Origin of the sequence: Nocardioides stalactiti (genome assembly GCF_014180715.1) — a bacterium.
Taxonomy (GTDB): domain Bacteria; phylum Actinomycetota; class Actinomycetes; order Propionibacteriales; family Nocardioidaceae; genus Nocardioides; species Nocardioides stalactiti.
On sequence record NZ_JACEFC010000020.1, the window covers coordinates 25,125 to 48,262 of the forward strand.

The following is a 23,138-nucleotide window of genomic DNA, read 5'->3' on the forward strand; positions in this document are numbered from 1 at the left end:
CGATCACGGCACCTGTCCGGGGACGAACTCGCCGGTGGGGAAACCGAGGATGTTGATGGCCAGGGCGTCGAACCAGGGACCGGTCCCGATGATGTTGCTGAGGATCTCGACGTAGGGACCGACCTGGTGGAGGGTCGCCTTGAGCTCGTCACGCTTGTCGACGAGGACGCCGAGCAGCTCGTTGACCTCCTTGAGGGCGGGCCCGATCTGGTCCTCGTTGTCGGTCGCGACGCCGCGCAGCTCGACCGCGAGGGTGCGCGCGTTGACCAGCAGGCGGTGCACGGCCCGCTTGCGGGAGACCAGCTCCTTGAACACCAGGTCGCTGTTGGCCATCAGGTCGACGATGTCCTCGCTGCGGCGGTCGAGCACCTTGGTCACCTGCTGCGAGCTCTCGAACAGGGTCTGGATCTGCTCGTCGCGCTGGGAGACGCTGCGCGAGAGCCGCGCGATGCCGTCGAAGGCGGCTGCGATCTCGGGGGCCGAGTCGTTCATCGTCTCGGCGACCACGTCGAGCGCCTCCGAGAGCTGCTGGGTGTCGATGTCCTCGGTGGTGGTCGTCAGGTCGCCGAACACCCCGACGATGTCGTACGCCGCCTCGGTCTGGTCCAGGCCCAGGGTGCCGCCGCTCTCGAGCTGACCCTCGGGGGACGGCTGGAGGTCGAGGAACTTCTCGCCGAGCAGGTTGAGGACCTCGATGGAGGCGGTGCTGTCCGGGCCGAACTCGACGTCGCCGCCGTCGACCTCGAACTTCACGATGACGCGGTCCTTCGTCTTGTCGTCGATGTAGACGTCGGTGACCCGGCCGACCCGGATCCCGCCGACCTGGACGATGTTGCCCTTGTGGATGCCGCTGGCGTCGCTGAACTCTGCGTAGTAGGTCGTGCCGCGGAAGCCCGGGAACTTGCTGAGGTTGAACGTCGCAGCGGAGATCAACGCCATCAGCACGAGGGCGACGACTCCGTACCGCATCGTGCGGTTCTCGTTGGCTCTCATCGGTCTTGGCACCTCGGGGCCGTCGAGGTGAACTCGAACTGGGCGAAGGCGGCCTGGATCTGCTGCACGATCGGCAGGTTGCCGAGAGCGGGCAGGTCGATCTTCACCGACGCCCCGCACACGTAGTACTGGTACCAGGAGCCGTAGGTGCCGGTGCGGATCTGGTCGGACATGACCTCGGGCATCCGGTCGAGCAGGTCGACCACCTCGGCACGCTGGTCGGGGTCGTTGAGCAGTGCAGCCAGGTCGTTCAGCGCGGCGATGTCCTTCTTGAGCAACGGGCGGCCGCGGCGGAGCAGGTCCGCGACGGTGACGGTGAGCTCGGAGATGTTGTCGAGCGAGCCGCCGATGGTCTCGCGGTCCTTGGCGAGGTCGCTCATCCAGTCCTTGAGCTCGATGACCAGGGAGCTCAGCTGCTCGCGTCGCTGGTTGACCGTGTCGAGCGTCTCGGACAGGTTCGTGACGACCTGCCCGATGAGCTGGTCGCGGTCGGCGAGCGCGGTGGTCAGCGACGCGGTGTGCTCGAGCAGGCCGCGGACCGTGCCGCCCTCGCCCTGGAGCACCTGGACCAGGTTCATGCTCAGCTCGTTGACCTGGTCGGGGGTCAGCGCCTGGAAGAGGGGCTTGAAGCCGTCGAAGAGCACCGTCAGGTCGAGGGACGGGCTGGTGTGCTCGACCGGGATGGTGTCGCCGTCGTCGATCACCTCTGCGTCGTCGGCACCCACGCCCTGCTCGAGCGCCAGGTAGCGGTCGCCGATCAGGTTCAGGAACCGGATCTCGGCGGTCGAGGCCGTCGTCAGCTCGATGTCGGCGTCGATGCGGAACTCCACCAGCGCCATCGAGCGCTCGTAGTGCTCGACGCTCTTGACCTCGCCGACGCTGACGCCGGCGACCCGGACGTCGTCGCCGTCCTCGAGGGTGGACGCGTTGGTGAAGACCGCCTGGTAGGTCTTGCCGGCGCCGAGACCGATGTTGCCCATGATCACCACGAGCAGGCCGGTGACGAGCAGCGAGATGATGCTGAAGAAGACGAGCTTGACGGCAGCGGCCACGAAGACCGAGTTGCGGCTGTGGGAGGAGGTCATCCGGACTGCTCCCCCTTCCGCACGACGGGGCCGTAGAGCAGCGAGCCGAGCGAGCCGTAGCTGTCGGGCTCCCTGCCGGACCGGTCCGCGAGGAGCGCGTTGACGACCGCCTGGTCGCCCTCGCTCCCGGCGAAACCGCTGGTGAGGTTGATCTCGGGGAGCGCGCCGAAGTTGGGGATGACGCTCGTCGGCGGGTTCTCGTCGATGTCGCTGCCGTTGTCGAGCGGGACGCGGTCGCCCGGGATCTTGAAGTCCGGCAGACCGAGGCACCACGGCCCGTGGCCGACCTCGCCGTACTCCATCAGGTCGCTCTCGTCGAAGTGGCGGTACTGCACCTGGCCGAACTCCATGTACTGCTTGACGACGTTGCCCTCGAACGTCTTGGAGAGGATCGGCGCGTAGGCCGCGGCGCCCTTGAGCAGGCAGGGCAGCTGGGGCGAGTAGGTGTCGAGCAGCGCGAGGACGGGCTCGGTGACCCGGCCCACCTCGATGATGTTCTGCTCGTTGGCGGCCAGGATCCGGGTGGACGTCCGGGCCAGGCCGGCCAGGTCGGCGAAGAACACGTCGAGGTCCTTGCGCTTCTCCACGATGGTCCGGCTCGTCACCGTCACGTTGTCGAGGGTGTCGAGCAGGTCCGGCGCCGCGAGGTCGTAGGCGTCGGCGACGTCGGCGAGCGCGATCAGGTCCTGACGCAACGTCGGCAGCTCGTCGTCGATCACCGACAGGTAGGCGCCCAGCGAGTCCATCGTCTCGCCGATCTGCTCGCCTCGACCCTCGAGCGCCGTGGCCAGCGCGTTGAGCGTCGCGTTGAGGTCGGCCGGCCGGACCGCCCGCAGCAGCGGGAACAGGTCGGCGAGGATCTGGCTCAGCTCCACGTTGGTGTCGACCCGGTCCGAGGTGATCACGTCACCGTCGACCAGGTGCTCCGAGGACGGCGCGTCGGGGCGCTTGAGCGCGATGTACTTCTGGCCGAACAGGGTGGTCGGGAGGATCTCGACCGTGATGTTCTCCGGGATCTCCTTCGCCGCGTCCGGGTCGAGCGCGATCGTGATCTCGGCCTCGTCGCCGTCCTGGCTCACCTCACGGACCTGGCCGACCAGCGCGCCGTTCATCCGGACGTCGCCGAACTTCGCGAGCTGGAGGCCCGCGCGGTCGGCCTTGACCGTGATCGTCGTGACCCGGTCGAAGTCCTTGTTGTAGATCGCGATCGAGAGGTAGACCAGCAGCGCGATCGCGGTCAGGAAGCCGACCCCGGCGATGAGCAGCCGGTTGTGCTCCTTGGCGGAGTCGTGGTGGATGTTGACGAGCATCAGCCGGTGATCCTGACTGTCGTCGTCGATCCCCAGATCGCGAAGCTGAGGAAGAAGTCGGCCACGACGATCGTCACGATGCTCGTCCTGATCGCCTGGCCGACCGCCCGGCCGACACCCGCGGGGCCGCCGGAGGCGGTGTAGCCGTAGTAGCAGTGGATGAGGATCACCGCGACCGCGAGGAAGAGCAGCTTGAAGAACGACCAGAGCATGTCGATCGGTGGCAGGAACTGCAGGAAGTAATGGTCGTAGGTGCCCGCCGACTGACCGTAGATGTAGACGACGATGAGGCGGGGCGAGAGGTAGGACGCACAGAGCGCCACGATGTAGAGCGGGATCACCGCGATGAACGCGGCCACGATCCGGGTGGTCACCAGGAACGGCAGCGACGGGATCGCCATCACCTCGAGGGCGTCGATCTCCTCGGAGATCCGCATCGCGCCGAGCCGGGCGGTGTAGCCACAGCCCACCGTCGCAGCGAGCGCGATCGCCGACACCAGCGGGGCGACCTCGCGGGTGTTGAAGTAGGCGGAGATGAATGCACTGAACTTCGCGACGCCGATCTGGCTCAAGGAGGCGTAGCCCTGGAGGCCCACCTCGGTGCCGGCGAAGAACGACATGAAGGCGATGACACCGACCGAGCCGGCGATCACGCTCAGGCCCCCGGCGCCGAACGCGACCTCGGCCAGGGTGTTCCAGATCTCGCGGGGGTAGCGCTTGATCGCGGCAGGCACCCAGAGCACGGCCTTGACGTAGAACAGCAGCTGGTCGCCGTACTGCTCGAGCGACCGGCGGCGGCCCTGGACGGCGTCGCTGACGAGATCGGAGATGACGGCCATGTCAGAGACCCACCGGCGGAGCGACCTGGAAGTAGATCGCAGAGATGACCGCGTTCAGGAAGAACAGCAGCATGAAGGCGATGATGACGGCCTCGTTGACCGCTCGGCCGACGCCGAGCGGACCCCCGCCGGCGTTCAGGCCCTTGTAGGCGCCGACGATCGCGGCCAGCCAACCGAAGATGAGCGCCTTGATCATGGCGATGTAGAGGTCGGGCAGCGACGCGAGCGCCGTGAACGAGGAGAGGAAGGCTCCGGCCGACCCACCCTGCACGATGACGGTGAAGAAGTAGCCGCCGCCGATGCCGGCAGTGATCACGATGCCGTTGATCATGAAGGCGACGAACATGGTGGCCACCACCCGCGGCGCGACGAGCCGTTCGAGCGGATCGATGCCGAGGACCTCCATGGCATCGATCTCCTCGCGGATCTTGCGAGCACCGAGGTCGGAGCAGATGGCCGAGCCGGCTGCACCGGCGATGATCATTGCCGCAGCGATCGGGGCGGCCTCGCGGACCGTGGCCAGCACCGCCGTGGCTCCGGCGAAGGACTGCGCGCCGAGCTGCCCGGTCAGGTTGCCGACCTGGAGCGAGATCACGGCACCGAAGGGGATCGAGACGAGGATCGTCGGGAGCAGGGTGACGCTGGTGATGAACCAGGCCTGCTCGACGAACTCCCGGAACTGGAAGGGCCGGGTGAACACCCGCTTGGTGACCTCGACCGCCATGACGGCGATCTCCCCGGGACCACGGACGACCGAAGCAGCGCTGAACGCCAACCCGGTCACCTCCCCTGTCGTTCCTGACGTCGGGTCAATATTAGAACGTGTTCTCGTTCTGGGTAAAACGAACCACATTGTGACCCGCTACACAACTCGTAACGAGCGCAGGTCGTTGTCGGTCACGCTAGCGGGTCAAATGACCCGATGTGATTCCCGCGCCGTGACCGGAGCCGCGGGCCGTACGATCCCGACCGTGAGCACCGCAGAGGCCGGACTGAGAACGGTCGCCCGACACCCCTCCGCAGTCCTGCTGGCGGCGCAGCTGGTCGTCGTGCTGATCTATCCGTTCCTCGACACCTCGACGGCGGGCCGCGCGGTCGTCGGCGTCGTCCAGATGGGGGTGGTGTTCATCGCCGCCTGGGCGGTGCGCGCGACGCCCGTGCTCAGCTGGGTGGCCGTGGTGCTGGGCATCCCCTCGATGGTGTTCGCCATCCTCGAGCCGGTCACCCGCGACCAGGACTGGGTGGTCCTCGCGTCCGCTGCGGTCCACGTGCCGTTCTACCTGTTCGTCTCCTACGCGATGATCCGCTACCTGTTCCACGACGACGTCGTCACCCGCGACGAGCTGTACGCCGTCGGCGCCGCCTTCACCGTCGTTGCCTGGGCGTTCGCCTACATCTACGCCGCCGCCCAGGTGATCTGGCCGGGCTCGTTCGTCGCCTACGGCACCGACGCCGGCGACCCCGTCAGCTGGTTCGAGCTGCTCTTCCTGTCGTTCACGACGCTCACCAGCGTCGGCCTGTCCGACGTCTATCCCGTGCTCGACCATGCCCGGTCGCTCGTCATGGTCGAGCAGGTCGCAGGAGTGCTCTACGTCGCCCTCGTGATCGCTCGGCTGGTCGGGCTCAGCCACCTCCGCAGGGTCGAGCGGTGAGCTAGTTGCTCAGGTGGGCGCCAATCGCTCGCTTCGCTCGCTCATGGCTCCTCACTTGGTCGCCAGTGCTCGCTGCGCTCGCGCGCTCCCGCGCTCGTCGGGGGTGCTTCGACCTCGTTCCTCGGTCGGCACCCCGCTCCTCACTTGGTCGCCGATCGCTCGCTGCGCTCGCTCATGGCTCCTCGCTCGTCGGGAATGCTTCTGCTTCGTTCCTCGGCAGGCATTCCCTCCTCACTTCGTCGCCTCCACCATCTGACGGAGCTCCTTGCGGAGCTCGTTGATCTCGTCGCGGAGCCGGGCGGCGAGCTCGAACTGGAGCTCGGCGGCGGCGCCCTTCATCTGGTCGGTGAGGTCCTGGATGAGCTCCGCGAGGTCCGAGCTCGGCAGGCCGGCCAGCGCGGCGGCGTGCTCCCCCGCCGCGCGCTCCCCCAGCGTGGGGACCGGCGCCCGGCGCCCCTTGACGCCGCCCGCCCGGCCGCGGACCCCGGCGTCGGCCCAGGTCTGGAGCAGCTCCTGGGTCGTCTCGTCCTCCCGGGCCAGCATCTCGGTGATGTCGGCGATCTTCTTGCGCAGCGGCTGCGGGTCGACGCCGTGGAGCTCGTTGTAGGCGACCTGCTTGGCCCGACGCCGGTTGGTCTCGTCGATGGCCGACTCCATCGAGGGGGTGATCCGGTCGGCATACATGTGGACCTGGCCGGACACGTTGCGCGCTGCGCGGCCGATCGTCTGGATGAGCGACTTGTCGGAGCGGAGGAAGCCCTCCTTGTCGGCGTCGAGGATCGACACCAGTGAGACCTCCGGCAGGTCGAGGCCCTCACGCAGCAGGTTGATGCCGACGAGCACGTCGTAGGCGCCCAGGCGCAGGTCGCGCAACAGCTCGATCCGCTTGAGGGTGTCGACCTCCGAGTGCAGGTAGCGGGTCCGGATGCCCGCGTCGAGCAGGTAGTCGGTGAGGTCCTCGGACATCTTCTTGGTCAGCGTGGTGACCAGGACCCGCTCGTTGCGCTCGGTCCGGAGCCGGATCTCGTGGATGAGGTCGTCGATCTGGCCCTTGGTCGGCTTGATGACGACCTCGGGGTCGACCAGGCCGGTCGGGCGGATGATCTGCTCGACGACGTCGCCCTGCACCTTGTCGAGCTCGTAGTTGCCGGGGGTCGCGGAGAGGTAGATCGTCTGTCCGATCCGGTCGAGGAACTCCTCCCAGCGCAGCGGCCGGTTGTCCATCGCGCTCGGCAGCCGGAAGCCGTGCTCGACCAGGTTGCGCTTGCGGGACATGTCGCCCTCGTACATGCCGCCGACCTGAGGGACCGCGACGTGCGACTCGTCGATGACGAGCAGGAAGTCCTCGGGGAAGTAGTCGAGCAGGCAGTTCGGCGCCGAGCCACGGGCGCGGCCGTCGATGTGCATCGAGTAGTTCTCGATGCCCGAGCAGGTGCCGATCTGGCGCATCATCTCGATGTCGTACGACGTGCGCATCCGGAGCCGTTGCGCCTCGAGCATCTTGCCCTGGCGCTCGAACGTCGCGAGCTGGTCGGCGAGCTCCGCCTCGATCCCGTTGATCGCCCGCTCCATGCGGTCGTGGCCGGCGACGTAGTGGCTCGCCGGGAACACGTGGAGCTCGGTGTCCTCGGTGAGCACCTCGCCCGTGACCGGGTGCAGCGTCATCAGCCGCTCGATCTCGTCACCGAAGAACTCGATCCGGACCGCGAGCTCCTCGTAGACCGGGAAGATCTCGAGGGTGTCGCCGCGCACCCGGAAGGTGCCGCGGGTGAAGGACAGGTCGTTGCGCGTGTACTGGATCTCGACCAGGCGGCGCAGCACGCTGTCGCGGTCGTGCTCCTCCCCGACCCGCAGCCGCACCATCCGGTCGACGTACTCCTGCGGGGTGCCGAGGCCGTAGATGCAGGACACGGTCGACACCACGATCACGTCACGCCGCGTCAGCAGGCTGTTGGTGGCCGAGTGGCGCAGCCGCTCGACCTCCTCGTTGATCGAGCTGTCCTTCTCGATGTAGGTGTCGGTCTGGGGGACGTAGGCCTCGGGCTGGTAGTAGTCGTAGTAGGAGACGAAGTACTCGATCGCGTTGCGCGGGAAGAGCTGGCGCAGCTCGTTGGCGAACTGGGCCGCGAGGGTCTTGTTGGGCTGGAGCACCAGGAGCGGTCGCTGGACCTGCTCGGCGACCCAGGCGACCGTGGCCGTCTTGCCGGTGCCGGTGGCGCCCAGCAGGACGACGTCCTGGGCGCCGTCCTCGATGCGGCGGGTGATCTCGGCGATCGCCGCCGGCTGGTCGCCGGACGGCTGGTAGTCGGACTCCACCTTGAACGGGGCGACGCGACGCTCGAGGTCGGTGATCGGGCGCATGCTCCGAGCCTACGGGCGCGCGCCGACAGCTGCGGACGGCCGTCAGGAACGAGGCTTGTCCGGCTGCACCCGCAGCGTGTGGAGAACCGTCGCCAGCATCCGGTAGTGGGCGGCCAGCATCACGATCTCGATCGCCGCCCGCTCGTCGAAGTGGTCGCGCAGCTCGCTCCACGTCTCGTCGGTGAGGTCCTCGTCCGCGAGCAGCTCGTCGGTGGCGCGCAGCAGCACCAGCTCGGACCCGGCCCACCCCTCGAGCCCGCCCGCCTCGAGCCGCGCGACCTCCTCCGCGCTCAGGCCCGCACGGCGGCCGAGGCGCCGGTGCTGGGTCAGCTCGTACTCCGAGCCGCGGTGCGCCGCGACCCGGATGATGACCATCTCCGACTGGCGGCGCCGCAGCCGGCCACCAGGCATGAGCTGACCGGCGAAGATCAGCCAGCCCCAGAACAGGCGGCGGTGCCGGCCCAGCGTCAGGAAGACCGCCGGCGCCTCCGTGCCGCTCACCCGGCCGAACAGCTTCGAGAGCGCGGCGACGTCGGGGCCGACCTCGCGCCAGGTGCCGGGCGCGACCCGCGGCACTCCCCCGCTCATCGAGCGTCCTGCAGGTCGGAACGACGGGCCTGGTCGACCGCCGGCAGGACCCGGTGGGCGCCCCAGCTGAACCCGCGCATCGCCAGCGCGTAGCCCGGCGGGAAGTAGCGCTGGAGCAGGTGCACCAGCCGGATGTCGGCGGAGGTGTAGACCCAGTACTTGTTGCGTCGTACGCCCTTCCAGATCGCCTCGGCGGCCTTCTCCGGGGTGACGGCGTGGGCCTGGAACTGCTTCCGTGCCCTGCGGAACCGCTTGTCGTCGCTGTCGACCCCGGCGATCCGGATGGTCTGCACCAGTCCGGTGTCGACGCCACCGGGGGCCACCAGCGTCACCCCGATCCCGTGCTTCCGGAGGTCGTAGCGCAGCACCTCGGAGATCCCGCGCAGGCCGAACTTGGTCGCGCTGTAGGCGGCGTGCCACGGCATCGCGATGATCCCGGCCGCCGACGACACGTTGACGAGCTGGCCGCCGCGGCCCGCGTCGATCATCGGGGGGAGCAGCTCCTCGATGACGTGGATCGGGCCCATCAGGTTGACCTCGACCAACGAGCGCCAGTGCTCGTGCTCGAGCCCGCGAACCGTGCCCCAGATCGCGATGCCCGCGACGTTGAGGACGACGTCCATCGCTCCCGACACCGCGGTCACCCGCTGCGCGAGCGCCCGTACGGCGTCGTGGTCGGTGATGTCCACAGCCTCGGCGACGGCGACCGTCGCGCCAGCGGCGGTCGCCTCCGCGGCGACCTCGGCGAGCAGCTCGGCCTGGATGTCGGTGAGGTGCAGGATCGCGCCCTCCCGGGCCGCCTGGAGGGCGACCGCGCGGCCGATCCCGCTCGCCGCTCCGGTCACGAAGACCTTCTTGCCGGCGAGCTCCTTGACCGGCGGCCTCATCGAGCGTCGACCATCGTGCCGAACGACGGGCGGTCCGCGCGCCCGTAGTACTCCGGGAGCTCGTTGCGGAAGATGCTCTCGGAGCGGATGAAGCCCTCGCGGATCGCCGTCGGCAACCGTCCACCGAGCGCCAGGTTGATCGTCACGGCATCAGTGATCCCGAGCCGCCGGTAGTCGTAGAGCACGTCGATGAACGTACCGGTGCCGCGGATCCAGCGCACGAGCCTGCGTTGGTTGGCGGACAGGAAGGCGTCGGCCCGGTCGGCCAGCTGGGTGGCGCCGGTGACCAGCGCGGTCACCGCGGCCTCCTGGCGGACCAGGCTGCTCAGGAAGACCAGTGCGTCCTCGGTGGCGTCGAGCAGGTCGGGCGCCACGTCGTCGAGGACGTCGGTCGACGCGGCGAGGGCCGAGAGGTCCTCGCGCACCGCCGGCATGCGCGGGTTGAGCCGGGCCAGGTAGGAGTTCATCGTCCGCACCGTCGCGGCGAGCTGGTCACCGCGGCCGTCGAGCGCGAGAGCAGCCGAGCCGATGGCCGAGGCGAGCTCCCGGGGGCCGAGCGCCGACACCAGCCGGTCGATGTCGTCGAGCGCCTGCTGGAACTCCAGCGTCTCCTGGGTCGCGTCGGCCGGCACCTGGGCGCCGGCCTCGAGGCTCTCCTCGGCCGGCGTGCCGTGGACGACCAGGTCGACGAACGTCGTCCCGAAAACGGTGGCCGGCAGCACCCGGGCGACCACGTTGGCCGGCACGTGCTCGAGGTCGGTCTCCGACATCTCCATGTCGATGGCGACGCCACCCGACGCGGTGTCGCGCTCGACCCCGCTGACCTTGCCCACCAGGGCGCCGTCCATCTTCACGTCCGACCCCTTGCGCAGGGCACCGCCGGCGTCGGCCACGACGGCCGTCACGTGCGGCTTCGACCCGAAGGTCCCGTTGCTCCGGAGCGAGACCCCCACGCCGATCAGGACCAGGGCGACGAGCACCAGGAGCCCGCGCCGCGCGAGCACGGGACGGGGGACGTCGCGAGCCATGCCGGTGTAACGGGCGTCACAGCCGTCGGGTCACGTCAGAGCAGCGGGCGGAGCGGCATCAGGAAGGCCTCGGTGAACTTGCGGTGCAGGTCGCGTGCCTCCCACTCCCCGCTCGTCAGCTCCAGGCAGTGGGACTGGTCGAGGAGGAAGACGTCCTCGAGCTGCTTGGCCAGGCCCTCGTCGATGGCCTCGAGGTTGATCTCGTAGTTGCCCTGGAGGCTGAGCCGGTCGATGTTGGCGGTGCCGACCGTGCACCAGGTCCCGTCGACGGTGGCGGTCTTGGCGTGCACCATCGCGTCGCGGTAGCGCAGGATCCGGACGCCCGCGTCGAGGAGCTGGCTGAAGTACCCGCGCGAGATCCAGTCGGCCACGATGTGGTTGGACTTCAACGGCAGCAGCAGGCGCACGTCGACCCCGCGGCGGGAGGCGTCCTTGAGGGCGTCGACGAAGTCCTGGTCGGCGAGGAAGTAGGCCTGGGTGAGCCAGATGTTGCGGCTGGCCCGGTTGATCGCCTCCAGGTACATCCCCCGGATCGGGAAGACCCAGAGCCGGGGCACGTTGCGCTGGAAGCGGATCTTGGGCTCCCAGGTCGAGGCGGTCTCCAGGAGCAGCGGCCGCTCCGAGGCCCGGAGCCGTCGACGTCGGTTGAGGTTCCAGAAGTCGGCGAACGCCCGCTTGAGGTCCCAGACCGCCGGCCCGGTGACGCGCACGTGGGTGTCGCGCCACTCCGTCTCGTAGGCGGACCCGATGTTGTAGCCACCGATGAAGCCGGTGTGGTCGTCCACGACGAGGATCTTGCGGTGGTCGCGGCCATAGCGGCGCAGGTCGAAGAACCGCCAGCCGGCGGAGTAGATCGGGTAGCGCAGCACCTTCATCGACGACGGGAACCGCTTGAACGTCGGCGCGACGACGAGGTTCGCGAAGCCGTCGTAGATGCAGTAGACCTCGACGCCACGGTCGGCGGCGGCCGCCAGCGCCCGCTTGAACCGCTCCCCCGTGGCGTCGCCCTTCCAGATATAGGTCTCGAAGAGGATCTGCCTCTGGGCGCCGTCGATCGCCGCGAGCATGTCGTCGTACAGGTCGCGGCCGTAGGTGTAGGTGGTGACCTCGCCGTCGCCGACCGTCACCGTGTTCGGCTCGCGGGTCGGGAACGGCTTGGGCCGCTTGCCGCGTCGGCGGTAGGAGTCGACGAGCGACATCGTCACCGCCAGACCGACCTGGACACCCAGGATCGTCAGCAGCAGTCGGCGGACGAACCCGTAGAGCCCGATGCCCCTGGAGTCCCCGTCGCGACCGCTCCGCGCTCCCTGCCTTCCCACGGCAGTCAATCTAGTGGGAGGGCAAGGATCACGTCGGCGGCGGGACCGTGACGATGTCGATGTTGTCGATCAGCCAGCCGTCGCCGTCGCGGACCATCTGCAGCGTGGTCCACTGCTCCTCGATGACGCCCTGCTTGTTGTTGGCGTCCGTGAGGCTCTGCCGGACGAAGGCCAGGACCGTCGCCGAGTCGCTGTCGATCGAGTTGTAGGCGATCTGCACGACCTCGCCCTCGGCCGACGACTTCGTCGTCTTGATGAGCTTGGTCAGCTTGGGGACCTGGCGCTCGAACCGCGACCGCAGCTCCTCGCTGCTGAAGTTGTCGAGCCAGACGTACTCGTCGTCCAGGTCCCTGTAGTCGAACTCGATCATCTCGAGGAGCATCTCCTCGGCGACGTCCCGCGCCTCGGGCCCGGCCGCGTACGACGCGATCTCGGTCTTCTGGTCCGCCACCTCGTCGTTGGCCTTGTTGCGCTCGGAGACGAGCCAGATCACCACGCACCCGGCCACCACGAGGGCGGCGACGAGCACGAGGATCACGATCCGGTAGGTCTGCTCCGGGGCCCTTCCTGACGTCTCGACCTTCTGCACCGTCATCGGACGGGTCCCGGGGCGTGGGCCGCACCGCGCTGGAGGCGGGCGAACGACGCCGAGCAGGCACCCTCGGTGTTGAACCCGTAGCGCTCCGGGTCGAAGGGCTCGTGCCGGGCCGTGCCGTAGTCGCAACGGGCCGTGCGGACGGGGATCAGCTCCAGGTGGAGCTGCCCGCCGCGCAGCACCGCGAGGACGGCACCGAGGCCGCTCGAGTACGTCTGCAGCAACGTGCGCAGGTGCGGCTCGTAGGACATCACGATGTCGGTGAAGCTCACGCCCACGTCGAGGAAGCCCGGGAGCACCTCGTCGGCGTCACGGATGAGCGCCTTGAGGTCGTCGATCTGCCCGGGGGTCCGGTCGAGGACGCGCTGCCACTCCGGCTCGTAGCTGCGCAGGAACGACGCGAACTGCTTGGCCTTCGTGCCGAGGTCGCGCAGGGTCGAGGCGTTGTCGCTCACGATCCGCAGCACGGTGCCGGCGTTGGTGATGACCCGGTTGGTCTCGGGCCACACCTCGTCGAGCGTCGCGAGCAGGTCGGTGCCCTGGTCGAGGATCCGACCGAGGTCGTCGCCCGTCCCGGCGAGCGCGGTGCTGAGCTCGCCCAGGACGATCCGCAGCTTCTTGTCGTCGATCTGGCGCAGCACCTCGTTGACCGCGACGACCGTCGAGCTGAGGCTGCGCGGGATGTCGGTCGCCTCGGCCGGGATGGTGTCGCCGCTCTCGAGGAACGGGCCCTCCGCGGACTTCGGCTGGAAGTCCAGGTACTGCTCACCGACGGGCGAGAGGCTGCGGACCTTGACCAACGAGCTCGCGGGGATGTCCGTGCCGGCCGAGAGCCGCACGCTCGCGACCACGCCCTCGTCGGAGGGCACGATCTCGGTGACCTTGCCGACCTTGATGCCGCGATAGGTGACCGCCGAGCCCTCGAACAGGCCACCGGTCTGCTCGAGCTCGACCTTGAGGTTGGTCGCTCGCGAGGTCAACGGCTGGTCGAGGACCGCCGCGAACAGGTAGGCGACCGCGAGCAGGAAGACCACCACGACGCCCACGGCGCTGAGGTAGAGCCGGTCGGTCAGGATGTTGCGCACGCTCGGCATGTCAGTTCCCTCCCCCGAGAAGCCCGCTCAGCAGGCCGTCGAGCGACAGCTGGTTGGGCGGTCCGTCGCCCCGGTCGTCTCCGTCGTCGCCCGGGTCGGCACTCGTCGTGCCGTTCGGCGACGTCGTCGGCGCCCTGAGCGGCAGCTGGCCGAGAAGGTCGCCGAGACCGAGCTGGTCGAGGACGTCACCGATCGGACCGGTGATGTTGAGGAGGTCGAGCAGGTCCTGGAGCGCCGGCAGGCTGGTCGCCTGGATCCCGTCGAGGTGCAGGTCGATCGAGATCGACAGGTAGTCACCGGGCACGACGCCGCGCAGGGCGTCGCCGGCCCGCGAGATCTTGCGGAGCATCTCGTTGAACCGGCCCCGGTTGGAGGCCAGCTCGGCCAGGGTCGGCTCGAACTCGCCGAGCAGAGCGAGCAGCTGCGAGCGGGTCGCGTTGACCGTCTCGTTGGCAGTGGCGGAGAACCGCTGGACCGCCTTGAGCAGGGCCGTGAGCTCCGGGGTGGCGCGCCGCAGCACGGCAGCTGCCGGGCGGATCTCCCGCATCGCGCGGTTGATGACCTCCTCGCGGTCGCCCAGCGTCCCGGACAGGGAGTTGAGCGAGTTGAGGACCGCGTCGATGTTGGCCGTCGTCGCGTTGGCCTCGGTGAGGAACGTGCTCGCCTGCGTCAGCAGCAGCCGGACGTCCTCCTCGTTGCCGCCGAGCGCGGTGTTGAGCTCCTCGGTGATGGTCTGGAGCTGGTCGAGACCACCACCGTTGATGAGCAGCGACGCCTGGGCGAGCGCGTCCTCGACGGTCGGCGCGGTGTCCGTCTCGTCGAGCGTCAGCGTCGATCCGCCCGGCAGCTCCTCGCCCTGCGGCGGGTTGGTCACGTCGACGAAGAGCTCACCGAGCGGCGTCGTGTAGCGCAGTCGCGCGGTCGCGCCGTCGTGCAGCTTGGCGTCCTTGCGGACGTCCATCGACACGATCGCGGTGTAGTCGTCGATGTCGATCGAGGTGACCTTGCCGCTGTCGACGCCGTTGACCTTGACCGGCGCACCCTCGGCGAGGTTGAGCGCCTCGTCGAACTCGGCCTTGATCTCGATCGTGTCGCCCGAGACCCCGGTGCCGGGGATCGGCAGGTCCCGCATCGTGGTCGAGCAGCCGGAGGCCGTCACGAGGACGGCGGTGGCGGCCGTCGCGACCAGGAAGGTCCGCATCGTGCGCGTCATCAGTTGCCTCCCAGCGATCCGAGCGGGTCGGTGCCGATCAGGTTGCAGAGAGCCGGCGGCAGCTGCGGGCACAGCCCGGCGAGGATCCCGCCGAGCGGGTCCAGGGACACCGGGTCGAAGGTCACCGGCAGTCGGTCGCCGTTGCGGGCCATCTCGAGGTTCTCCAGCGCCAGCGGCATCACCCGGAGGATCTCGGTCAGGTCCCGCTGGCTCTCGAGCAGGTTGCGGATCACCTTGGTCGACCCGTTGAGGGCCTCCACGATCTCCTCGCGGTTGTCGACGGCGAACTCCGCGACCACGGTCACGGCGTCGTCGAGCGACTCCAGCGCCGTACGGAAGTTCTCCCGCTCGTCGGACAGGAGGTCCGCCGCGGCGGCGACCTGCTGGATGAACCGACGGGCGGTCGCCTCGTTGGCGGACACCGCCGTCAGCAGGATGTCGAGCGACCGCAGCGTCGAGCTCACGTTGTCCCGCTGGGAGTGCAGCCCGTTGACGCCCTCCTGGAGCGCGTGCACGGTCTGGTTGATCAGCGAGCCGTTGCCCTTGAGCGCAGCGGTGCCCTGGTTGATGAAGCGCGCGATCGCCCGCTTGGCGTTCTTCGAGCCGGCGATGCCGGTGGCGAAGTCGTTGAGCGTCGCGAGCACCTCGTCGAAGTCGACCGGCGTCCGCGTGCGGTCGATCTGGATCTCGGCGCCGTCCTTCATCGTCGGCCCGCTCTTGTAGACCGGGGTCAGCTCGACGTAGCGGTCGGTGGCCACCGACCGCGCCACCACCACGGCGCCGGCGTCGGCCGGGACCTTGTAGTCGTCGTCGACCTCGAGGGTCACCTTCACCTGGTCGCCGTCGGGCTCGATCTCCTTGATCTTGCCGACCACGACGCCGAGGATGCCGACGTCGTTGCCGACGAAGAGACCCGCGGAGTCCTGGAAGTAGGCGGTGATCTCCATCTTGCCGCCGGAGGTGCCCGGCACGCTGCTGCACGACGTGGTCAGGAGCACCAGGGCCCCGACCAGGAGCATCCCGAGCGCGCGGATCCCGCGGCGCCCGCGCGGGGCCCGCACGTCCTCGACGACCTGCACCATGACGGTCGGCACGGTCACCCTCCCGTTGTCCCCGTTGTTGTTGCGCTGGGTGCTCATCAGCAGTCACCCCGCAGGCGGCACGACGTGTCGTCGGCCGGGATCGCCGGTGGGTCGGTGAAGAGGTCGAGCCACGGACCGTTGCCCGCCGCGTTGGCGACGTAACGCACGGCCGGTGCCATGACCTCGAGGACCCGCTTGAGCTGGTCGTCCTGCTGGTTGAGGAACGCCATCACGTCGCTGAGGTCGCGCAGCGCGGGCTGCAGCTTCCCCTTCGTCGACTCGACGATCGACTCCAGCGCCCGGGCCAGCTCGGTCGTCTCGACGAGCAGCCGGTGGATGGCCTCGCGCCGGGCGGTCACCTCGGTGACGACCAGGTTGGTCTGGCTCATCAGGCCGATGATGTCGTCGTTGCTCTCGGCGAGCTGGTCGGTGACGCTGCGGGCCGCGGTCAGCAGCGCACCGGTCTGGTCCGACCGGGTCGCGATGACCTCGGAGAGCCGGGCGACGCCCTCGAGCGCCGGTCGGATCTGGTCCTGCGAGGCGCCGAGCGTGCCGGCCATCTCGCTGAGCGCGTCGGCCAGCAGCTCGGGGTCGAGCTCCTGCAGCGCGTCGGCCCCGCTCTCCAGGACGTCCTGGAGGTTGTAGGGCACGGAGGTGTTCGCGAGCTCGATCCGGTCGTCGGCCAGCTCACCGCTGCCGAGCGGGTTGACCTCGAGGTAGTGGGTGCCGAGGAGCGTGGCGACCTTGACGGTCGCCTCGGTCCGGGCGCCCAGGTCGATGTCGCTGTCGAGCACGAACGTCACCAGGACGCGGTCCTCGTCGAGCTCGATCCCGGTGACCTCGCCCTTGGAGACGCCGTGGACCTGGACGTCCTCGCCGCTCCGCAGGCCACCGGTGTGCTCGAGCACGGCGGTGTAGGTCTTGGTGCCGAAGTTGGCCACGCTGAGCACGACCACCAGGGCCCCGACGATGCCGAGGACGACGATGGCCACCAGGCCGATCTTGAACGGGTCCCGTTCGTTCATGGGCTTCATCGGCACACCTCCGACCACGGGCCGTTATTGCCGGCAGGGTTGATCGCCGTGTTGCCGAGGGCGATGGCGAACGAACAGACATAGACGTTGAGCGCGTTCTCGTACGACGCGGCGCGACCCAGGGACTCGAAGATCGTGCCGAACGCCTCGAGGGCGTCGTCGAGGTCGCCGCGGGAGTCCGACAACATCGCCGCGACCGCCGCGAGCCGGTCGGTCGTCCGCGTCATCGGCACCTTCACGTCCTGGAGCAGCGAGCTGGTCGCACCGACCAGCTGGCTGATCCCGTCGATCGACGACCCGATGGTCTTGCGGTCGCGCGCCAGGGCCGTCATCAGGTCCTTGAGCTCGACCACGGTGGCCCGGAGCTCGTCGCCCTGACCGGCGAGGTTCTCCAGGACCGGCGTCAGGTTGGTCATCACGTCACCGATGACGTCGTCGCGGTCGGCGACGAAGCTGGTCAGCTCGGCGGTCTGCTGGAGCAGGCCCTCGATCGTGCCGCCCTCACCCTGGAGGACCTTGATGAGCGAGGTCGCCAGCTGGTTGACGTCTCCGGGCTGGAGGATCTCGAAGAGCGGCCGGAAGCCGTTGAGCAGCTCGGTCAGGTCGAAGCCCGGGTCCGTGCGCCACCGCTGCTGGCCGTTCTCGGTCACGAACATCGGGATGGTCGCGCCATCCTTCAGCTCGTCGCCGCGAACGCCCTCCTGGCTCAGCTGGATGTAGCGCTGCCCCAGGAGGTTCTGGTAGCGCATGATCATCTGGGTGGTGTCGTAGATCTTCTGGTCCTCGACCAGGACGAAGGAGATCTCCGCACCCTCCTCGGTGGTCTCGATCCCGGTCACCTGTCCGACCCGGACACCGGCGGCCTTGACGTCGTCGCCGACCTTCAGGCCGCTGACGTCGGCGAACTCTGCCTTGTACTCGCGGGTGTCGCCCGAGACGCCGTTCTGCATCGTGTTCACGAGCAGGAGCAGCAGCAGGATGCTGACCAACGCGAACGCGGCGACCTTCGCCGCGACTGACCTGATCCCGGTCACTGGGTCCCTCCCACCATCGAGCTGAAGCCGGTGCGGAACGACGGACGGTCACCCGCTCCGTAGTAGTCGGGCAGCCCCGTCGTCAGGGTCGCCTCGGCCTTGACGAAGCCCTCACGGATCGCCGCCGGCACCAGGTCGCCCAGCGCCATGTTGAGGGTGATCGCGTCGGTGAAGCCGGCCCGCCGGTTGTCGTACAGGATGTCGATGAAGCCGCCCGTGCCGCGGATCCAGCGCACCAGCCGCTGCTGGTTGTGCGAGAGGAAGTCGTCGGCCATGTCGGCGAGCTCGGTACCGCCGGTGATGAGCGCGGTCAGCGCCGCCTCCTGTCGGATCAGGCTGTTGAGGAAGACCAGGCTGTCCTCGGTGGCGTCGAGGAGGTCGGGCGCGATGTCGTCGACGACCTCGGTCGTCACGTCGAGCGCCGCGAGGTCGTCGCGCACCGCGGGCATCCGCGGGTTGAGGCGACCCAGGTAGGAGTTGAGCGTGTTGACCGTCGCGGCGAGCTGGTTGCCGCGCCCCTGCAGCGCCTGGGACGCGGAGCCGATCGCCGAGGCGAGCTCCTTGGGCCCGAGCGCCGTGACGAGGCGGTCGATGTCGTCCAGGGCCTGCTGGAACTCCAGCGTCTCCTGGGTGGTGTCGGCGTCGATGACCGCACCGGCCTCGAGCTGGTCCTCGTCGGCGGTGCCGTGCACCACGAGGTCGACGAACGTCGTGCCGAACACGGTCGCGGGCAGCACGCGAGCGACGACGTTGGCCGGGACGTGCTCGAGGTCCGCCTCCGACATCTCCATGTCGATGGACACGCCGCCGGACTCCTGGTCACGCTCGACGGCGCTGACCTTGCCGACGATGACCCCGTCCATCTTGACGTCCGAACCCTTGCGCAGTGCGCCGCCGGCGTCGGCCACGACCGCGGACACGTGCGGCTTCGCGCCGAACGTCCCGTTGCTGCGCAGCGAGATGAAGACGCCGATCACCGCCAGCGCGACGAGCACGACCATGCCGCGCCGCGCGAGGGTGTGCCGTGGGAGCTCCCTTGCCATCTGTCACCTCACCCCGAGATCCGGAAGCCTGGATCGCCGCCCCAGAAGATCAGGGTGAGGATCATGTCGAGAACGACGATCGAGACGATGCTGGCGCGGATCGCCGTGCCCGTCGCCTCGCCGACCGCCTGGGGACCGCCGCCCACCCGCATGCCGTACCAGCAGTGGATGAGCGCGATCGTCAGCGAGAAGATGAGGATCTTGATCACTGAGAAGAAGACGTCGCGACCCTGGATGAAGGTCGAGAAGTAGTGGTCGTACTGACCCGGTGACTGGTCGAAGAGGATCACGACCGAGGCCTGTGAGGCGGCGTAGCTGCCGATGAGGCCGATCAGGTAGAGCGGCAGGATCGCGAGCATGCACGCGATCACCCGGGTGGTCACCGTGTAGCGCATCGGGTTGACCGCCATGACCTCGAGGGCGTCGATCTCCTCGTGGATCTTCATCGAGCCGATCTGCGCGGTGAACCGACAGCCGACTTGTGCGCCGAGCGCGAGGGCCGCGATGAGCGGCGCCAGCTCGCGGGTGTTGGCACTGGCCGAGATGAAGCCGGTCAGGGGCGCCAGGCCGACGATCTCGAGGCCGTTGAAGCCCTCGATGCCGATCGACGTACCGGCCGCGATCGAGAGCAGGATCATGACGCCGACGGTGCCGCCGCCGACGAGGATCGCGCCGCTGCCCCAGGCGATGTCCTTGAGCTGGCGGAACATCTCCTTGGGATAGAGCGCGAGCGTCGACGGGATGTTCTTGAAGACCTCCCAGGAGAAGGTCGCGAACGAACCGAGCGTCGCGAGCCCCCCCATGAGGGAGTCGGTGACCCCGACCATGCCGTCGGAGAGTCGTTCGCCGACGCCCCGGGCTCGTGGCTGGACGTTAGCCATGGTTCACGCCACCCCCTGGGGAACGAGCATCACGTAGGCCTGCGTGATGCCGACGTTGACGACGGCGAGCAGGATCACGCTGAGGACCACCGCCTGGTTGACGGCGTCGGCCACGGCCTTGGGACCGCCGTGGGCGTTCATCCCCTTGTGGGCGGCGACGATGACGGCGATGAAACCGAAGATCAACGCCTTGAACTCGGCGAGGAAGAGGTCCGTCGGCTGACTCAGCCCGACGAAGGACTCGATGTAGGTGCCGGCTGAGATCTGGCCCGTGCCGACCACCATGATGAACGCGGTCGTCATCGCGGTCATCGCGCAGACCACGGTGAGCATGAGCGCGACGAGCAGTGCGGCGAGCACGCGGGGCGCGACCAGGCGCTGCGTGGGCGAGATGCCCATGACCTTGAGCGCGTCGAGCTCCTCACGCACGGTCCGGGCGCCGAGGTCGGCACAGATGGCCGACCCGACCGCGCCGGCGATCATCAGCGACGTCACCAACGGTGCGCCCTGGCGCAGCACGCCGATGCCGTTGACCGCGCCGATGAAGGACTGGGCACCGATCTGGTTGGCCGCGGCGCCGATCTGGACCGACGTGATGACGCCGAACGGGATCGACACCAGGATCGTCGGCAGCAGCGACACCCGCGTCATGAACCAGCACTGGAGCAGGAACTCGGTCCAGGAGAACTTGCGCTGGATGATGTCCGTCGCGATGAAGCGCGACGCCTCGACCGACAGCACCACGAGCTTGCCCGTGGTCACCACGCCCGCCTTGGCTCTTCCGTTGAGATTGTCGAAGATCGACCGTCCCCCGGCCATCACTGCCGTCATCGCGGCCCCTTCTCATACAGGCGGGCATACGAAGCTCGGGAGCTGAACTTCGCGGCTGGTGTCATCCGGCCACCGCCTCCGGCGTGTCGCTGAGCACGAGCACCTGAGGCGGGCCGAGGAGAAAAAGAGCGAGCAGCGATGCACGTCCCATGCGCCACCCCTGTCGCTCGGTACCTTCGCCGCAGGCTCTTTTGCCTGTTGCTCGGTGTAACAGATATCACGAGAAAACGTCACACGTGGGGAAAGTGTCCACGAAGAGACGCTCGGTGACCACGCCTCGGACGCCGCAATCCGGCGGCTCCGAGAAGCAGTACGACCCGTCCCCGGTGCGGTCTCCAGGGCTCGAGCAGGGCTGCCATCTCCCGGTCGTCGATCTCTTGGCCGGTCAACGCCCAACCCACGTCCTTGGCTACGTGGAAATCGCCGAACGGCACCGCATCGGGATCGCCCAGGGTCCGCTGGCGGACCTCGGCACTCGTCCACGCTCCGAGCCCGGGAAGGCTGCGCAGGGCCCGGTCGAGCGCGTCCGCGGTGTCGGCACCTCCGTCGGCACCGCGCGCGACGATGCGATCGAGGGCGTCGGCGTGCCGCGCGGCGGTCACCAGGGCGCGGGAGCGCGCCGGGTCGACGTGGAGACCGAGCCACGCCCACGACGGCACAGCGGCGACCTGCTCGGGCGTCGGAGGGAGGTGCAGCCCAGCGGCGCGACCGGGTCCGGGCGCCGGTTCGCCGTACCTGCGGACCAGGTCGCGAAAGCCGGCGAAGGCCTCCTTGCCGGTCACCTTCTGCTCGATGATCGTCGGGACCAGCGACTCGAACGGCCGGCCGCTCCGACTCAGCCGCACGTGCGGGTGGCGACGCCATGCCTCGGCCACGACCGGGTGGCGCGGCTCGAAGCCGGTCCAGTCGTCGTCGGCGCCGAGGAGCGCCGGCAGCTGGTCGAGGGCCCAGCCCGCACCCGGCCCCCAGGCGCGAGCCTCGACCAGGCCCTCGCTGGTGCGCGCGTCCACGGAGAGCGTCACGGGGCCTTCCGGCGTGCGGCTCGCGCGCCAGTGGGGCCCCGGTTCTCCCGGCGCCGCGAGGCGCAGCGTCGGGTCTGCGCCGCCGCGGCGGTGCTGCGCGAGGGTGGCGCGCACGGCACACGGCCAGTCCGGGCGCCACGAACGCGCCGCTTCGGCCTCCTCCACGGGAAAGAACACTAGGCTGTCCCTCGGACACGAAAGTGATTCGCAGAACTACGACAACAATCCGGGACAGCAGTCCGGCAAGTCAGGAAGGGGACCTCGACGTGACCACGACTCCCGAGACACGCCGCGCCCGCCTCGACCAGGAGGCCGTCCTGCAGGCGGCCGAGACGCTCGTCGACCGCGACGGCTACGACGCGCTGACGATGACGTTGCTCGCCTCGGAGCTCGACACCCGGGTCTCCTCGCTCTACAACCACGTGGCCAACCTCGACGACCTCCGTGCGTCGGTCCAGATCCGCGCGATGCGGCTGCTCGGCGACCACGTCCGCCGTGCCGCCATGGGCCACGCCGGGGCCGACGGGCTGCGCGTCCTCAGCCATGAGCTGCGCGCCTTCGCCCGCGCCAAGCCGGAGCGCTACGCCGCGATCACCCGGCCGCCCATCGACCGCGAGGCGTTCTTCGCCGCCGCTCTCGAGACCCTCGAGGCGCTGGCGGTGATGGTGCGCTCCGCCGGTCTCGCCGAGGATCAGGTGCTGACGACCGGGATGGCCGTCTTCGCCGCCCTCCACGGCTTCGTCTCACTGGAGGCCGCCGGCTACTTCGGCGACATCGAGGAGGACCTCGACAGCGTCTACGAGATCGTCATCCGCGGCGCCGTCACGGCCGCCGTGCTCGAAGCCACGCACTGACCGCGCCCCGGACCGCGGTCGGCGGGCCAGGCCGCTGGGGCGGTCCCGGATAACGTCGGGGCCGTGCTGCTCCACGAGGTCGTCGACGCGTCCGCCCGGATCGGGGAGATGCGCTCGCGCAAGGCCAAGACCAGCGAGATCGCGCGCCTGCTGACGCGGGCCGAGCCGGAGGAGCGCGCGCTCGTCGCGGTCTTCCTCAGCGGCCGGCTCCGCCAACGTCGTACCGGGCTCGGCTGGCGCGGCCTGCAGACGCTGCCCGCCCCGGCCGAGACGCCCTCGCTGTCCGTCACGGAGGTCGACGCGGCGTTCGAGCAGCTCGGCTCGCTGGCCGGGCCCGGGTCGGTGGCGGCCCGCGCGGCCGGTGTCACCGCGCTGTTCGGCCGCGCGGCCGAC

General features: G+C 69.1%; 22 protein-coding genes and 1 pseudogene. 3 read left to right on the forward strand and 20 right to left on the reverse strand.

Annotation, left to right across the window (positions count from 1 at the left end; all coding sequences use genetic code 11):
- Positions 1–3: 3 nt before the first annotated feature.
- From H0487_RS06230 to H0487_RS06250, 5 genes are read right to left on the reverse strand one after another with little or no spacing between them, the layout of a single operon-like run.
- A complete protein-coding gene (locus tag H0487_RS06230; RefSeq protein WP_183093361.1) occupies positions 4–993 on the reverse strand; it encodes an MCE family protein in 990 nt (329 codons plus the stop codon).
- Complete coding sequence (locus H0487_RS06235) at positions 990–2,078, reverse strand: MCE family protein (RefSeq protein ID WP_183093362.1); 1,089 nt, start codon at positions 2,076–2,078, stop codon at positions 990–992. The genes H0487_RS06230 and H0487_RS06235 overlap by 4 nt, the downstream gene beginning before the upstream one ends.
- Positions 2,075–3,388 carry an MCE family protein gene (locus H0487_RS06240; RefSeq protein ID WP_183093363.1) on the reverse strand — a complete coding sequence of 438 codons (1,314 nt, stop codon included), beginning with the start codon at positions 3,386–3,388 and terminating at the stop codon, positions 2,075–2,077. Before H0487_RS06240 ends, H0487_RS06235 begins: the two co-directional genes overlap by 4 nt.
- Complete coding sequence (locus tag H0487_RS06245) at positions 3,388–4,227, reverse strand: MlaE family ABC transporter permease (RefSeq protein WP_183093364.1); 840 nt, start codon at positions 4,225–4,227, stop codon at positions 3,388–3,390. Before H0487_RS06245 ends, H0487_RS06240 begins: the two co-directional genes overlap by 1 nt.
- 1 nt (position 4,228) lies before the next feature.
- Positions 4,229–5,002, reverse strand: a complete 774-nt coding sequence (locus H0487_RS06250; protein WP_246383030.1) for an MlaE family ABC transporter permease — start codon at positions 5,000–5,002, stop codon at positions 4,229–4,231.
- A 196-nt stretch (positions 5,003–5,198) separates the two neighbouring features.
- Here H0487_RS06250 and H0487_RS06255 point away from each other — a divergent pair, with 196 nt between their 5' ends.
- Positions 5,199–5,879: an ion channel gene (locus tag H0487_RS06255; RefSeq protein ID WP_312855843.1), complete on the forward strand. Its 681-nt coding sequence runs from the start codon at positions 5,199–5,201 to the stop codon at positions 5,877–5,879.
- A 231-nt stretch (positions 5,880–6,110) separates the two neighbouring features.
- Here the strand turns inward: H0487_RS06255 and uvrB are convergent, their stop codons facing one another.
- The 15 genes from uvrB to H0487_RS06330 all read right to left on the reverse strand — a co-directional run bounded on the left by uvrB (position 6,111) and on the right by H0487_RS06330 (position 21,891).
- On the reverse strand, positions 6,111–8,240 hold the full coding sequence (gene uvrB / locus H0487_RS06260) for an excinuclease ABC subunit UvrB (RefSeq protein WP_183093366.1): 2,130 nt from the start codon (positions 8,238–8,240) through the stop codon (positions 6,111–6,113).
- A 42-nt stretch (positions 8,241–8,282) separates the two neighbouring features.
- On the reverse strand, positions 8,283–8,828 hold the full coding sequence (locus H0487_RS06265) for a carboxymuconolactone decarboxylase family protein (protein ID WP_183093367.1): 546 nt from the start codon (positions 8,826–8,828) through the stop codon (positions 8,283–8,285).
- Positions 8,825–9,715 carry an SDR family oxidoreductase gene (locus H0487_RS06270; protein ID WP_183093368.1) on the reverse strand — a complete coding sequence of 297 codons (891 nt, stop codon included), beginning with the start codon at positions 9,713–9,715 and terminating at the stop codon, positions 8,825–8,827. The genes H0487_RS06265 and H0487_RS06270 overlap by 4 nt, the downstream gene beginning before the upstream one ends.
- Entirely contained in the window at positions 9,712–10,743 is a 1,032-nt protein-coding gene (locus H0487_RS06275) for an MCE family protein (protein ID WP_183093369.1), read from the reverse strand. Before H0487_RS06275 ends, H0487_RS06270 begins: the two co-directional genes overlap by 4 nt.
- 35 nt (positions 10,744–10,778) lie before the next feature.
- Positions 10,779–12,062, reverse strand: coding sequence for a phospholipase D-like domain-containing protein (locus tag H0487_RS06280; protein ID WP_312855844.1), 1,284 nt, complete (start codon positions 12,060–12,062; stop codon positions 10,779–10,781).
- A gap of 28 nt (positions 12,063–12,090) precedes the next feature.
- Positions 12,091–12,657, reverse strand: a complete 567-nt coding sequence (locus H0487_RS06285; protein ID WP_183093370.1) for a hypothetical protein — start codon at positions 12,655–12,657, stop codon at positions 12,091–12,093.
- Positions 12,654–13,751: an MCE family protein gene (locus tag H0487_RS06290; RefSeq protein ID WP_183093371.1), complete on the reverse strand. Its 1,098-nt coding sequence runs from the start codon at positions 13,749–13,751 to the stop codon at positions 12,654–12,656. The genes H0487_RS06285 and H0487_RS06290 overlap by 4 nt, the downstream gene beginning before the upstream one ends.
- 1 nt (position 13,752) lies before the next feature.
- Positions 13,753–14,964 carry an MCE family protein gene (locus H0487_RS06295; protein WP_183093372.1) on the reverse strand — a complete coding sequence of 404 codons (1,212 nt, stop codon included), beginning with the start codon at positions 14,962–14,964 and terminating at the stop codon, positions 13,753–13,755.
- Positions 14,964–16,103: an MCE family protein gene (locus H0487_RS06300; protein WP_183093373.1), complete on the reverse strand. Its 1,140-nt coding sequence runs from the start codon at positions 16,101–16,103 to the stop codon at positions 14,964–14,966. Before H0487_RS06300 ends, H0487_RS06295 begins: the two co-directional genes overlap by 1 nt.
- On the reverse strand, positions 16,103–17,080 hold the full coding sequence (locus H0487_RS06305) for an MCE family protein (RefSeq protein WP_183093374.1): 978 nt from the start codon (positions 17,078–17,080) through the stop codon (positions 16,103–16,105). The genes H0487_RS06300 and H0487_RS06305 overlap by 1 nt, the downstream gene beginning before the upstream one ends.
- Positions 17,077–18,114: an MCE family protein gene (locus H0487_RS06310; protein WP_183093375.1), complete on the reverse strand. Its 1,038-nt coding sequence runs from the start codon at positions 18,112–18,114 to the stop codon at positions 17,077–17,079. Before H0487_RS06310 ends, H0487_RS06305 begins: the two co-directional genes overlap by 4 nt.
- Positions 18,111–19,157, reverse strand: a complete 1,047-nt coding sequence (locus tag H0487_RS06315; protein WP_183093376.1) for an MCE family protein — start codon at positions 19,155–19,157, stop codon at positions 18,111–18,113. Before H0487_RS06315 ends, H0487_RS06310 begins: the two co-directional genes overlap by 4 nt.
- A gap of 8 nt (positions 19,158–19,165) precedes the next feature.
- Entirely contained in the window at positions 19,166–20,038 is an 873-nt protein-coding gene (locus H0487_RS06320) for an MlaE family ABC transporter permease (RefSeq protein WP_246383025.1), read from the reverse strand.
- 3 nt (positions 20,039–20,041) lie between these two features.
- Positions 20,042–20,869, reverse strand: coding sequence for an MlaE family ABC transporter permease (locus H0487_RS06325; protein WP_246383026.1), 828 nt, complete (start codon positions 20,867–20,869; stop codon positions 20,042–20,044).
- Positions 20,870–21,099: 230 nt separating this feature from the next.
- On the reverse strand, positions 21,100–21,891 hold the full coding sequence (locus H0487_RS06330; protein ID WP_220793131.1) for a DNA-3-methyladenine glycosylase family protein: 792 nt from the start codon (positions 21,889–21,891) through the stop codon (positions 21,100–21,102).
- A 266-nt stretch (positions 21,892–22,157) separates the two neighbouring features.
- Between H0487_RS06330 and H0487_RS24220 the strand changes: the two genes are divergently transcribed.
- Positions 22,158–22,745 (forward strand): TetR/AcrR family transcriptional regulator, encoded by a 588-nt coding sequence (locus tag H0487_RS24220; RefSeq protein WP_183093377.1) that lies wholly within the window; start codon positions 22,158–22,160, stop codon positions 22,743–22,745.
- A 63-nt stretch (positions 22,746–22,808) separates the two neighbouring features.
- Positions 22,809–23,138: pseudogene (locus H0487_RS06340) on the forward strand (ATP-dependent DNA ligase); the annotation flags it as partial.

Coding starts and splice junctions, on each gene's coding strand:
- H0487_RS06315 (WP_183093376.1), bottom strand. CDS start 19,157: ATGGCAAGGGAGCTCCCACGGCACACCCTCGCGCGGCGCGGCATGGTC.
- H0487_RS06305 (WP_183093374.1), bottom strand. CDS start 17,080: ATGAAGCCCATGAACGAACGGGACCCGTTCAAGATCGGCCTGGTGGCC.
- H0487_RS06240 (WP_183093363.1), bottom strand. CDS start 3,388: ATGCTCGTCAACATCCACCACGACTCCGCCAAGGAGCACAACCGGCTG.
- H0487_RS06300 (WP_183093373.1), bottom strand. CDS start 16,103: ATGAGCACCCAGCGCAACAACAACGGGGACAACGGGAGGGTGACCGTG.
- H0487_RS06235 (WP_183093362.1), bottom strand. CDS start 2,078: ATGACCTCCTCCCACAGCCGCAACTCGGTCTTCGTGGCCGCTGCCGTC.
- H0487_RS06270 (WP_183093368.1), bottom strand. CDS start 9,715: ATGAGGCCGCCGGTCAAGGAGCTCGCCGGCAAGAAGGTCTTCGTGACC.
- H0487_RS06230 (WP_183093361.1), bottom strand. CDS start 993: ATGAGAGCCAACGAGAACCGCACGATGCGGTACGGAGTCGTCGCCCTC.
- H0487_RS06245 (WP_183093364.1), bottom strand. CDS start 4,227: ATGGCCGTCATCTCCGATCTCGTCAGCGACGCCGTCCAGGGCCGCCGC.
- H0487_RS06275 (WP_183093369.1), bottom strand. CDS start 10,743: ATGGCTCGCGACGTCCCCCGTCCCGTGCTCGCGCGGCGCGGGCTCCTG.
- H0487_RS06325 (WP_246383026.1), bottom strand. CDS start 20,869: ATGACGGCAGTGATGGCCGGGGGACGGTCGATCTTCGACAATCTCAAC.
- H0487_RS06285 (WP_183093370.1), bottom strand. CDS start 12,657: ATGACGGTGCAGAAGGTCGAGACGTCAGGAAGGGCCCCGGAGCAGACC.
- H0487_RS06290 (WP_183093371.1), bottom strand. CDS start 13,751: ATGCCGAGCGTGCGCAACATCCTGACCGACCGGCTCTACCTCAGCGCC.
- H0487_RS06320 (WP_246383025.1), bottom strand. CDS start 20,038: ATGGCTAACGTCCAGCCACGAGCCCGGGGCGTCGGCGAACGACTCTCC.
- H0487_RS06265 (WP_183093367.1), bottom strand. CDS start 8,828: ATGAGCGGGGGAGTGCCGCGGGTCGCGCCCGGCACCTGGCGCGAGGTC.
- H0487_RS06295 (WP_183093372.1), bottom strand. CDS start 14,964: ATGACGCGCACGATGCGGACCTTCCTGGTCGCGACGGCCGCCACCGCC.
- uvrB (WP_183093366.1), bottom strand. CDS start 8,240: ATGCGCCCGATCACCGACCTCGAGCGTCGCGTCGCCCCGTTCAAGGTG.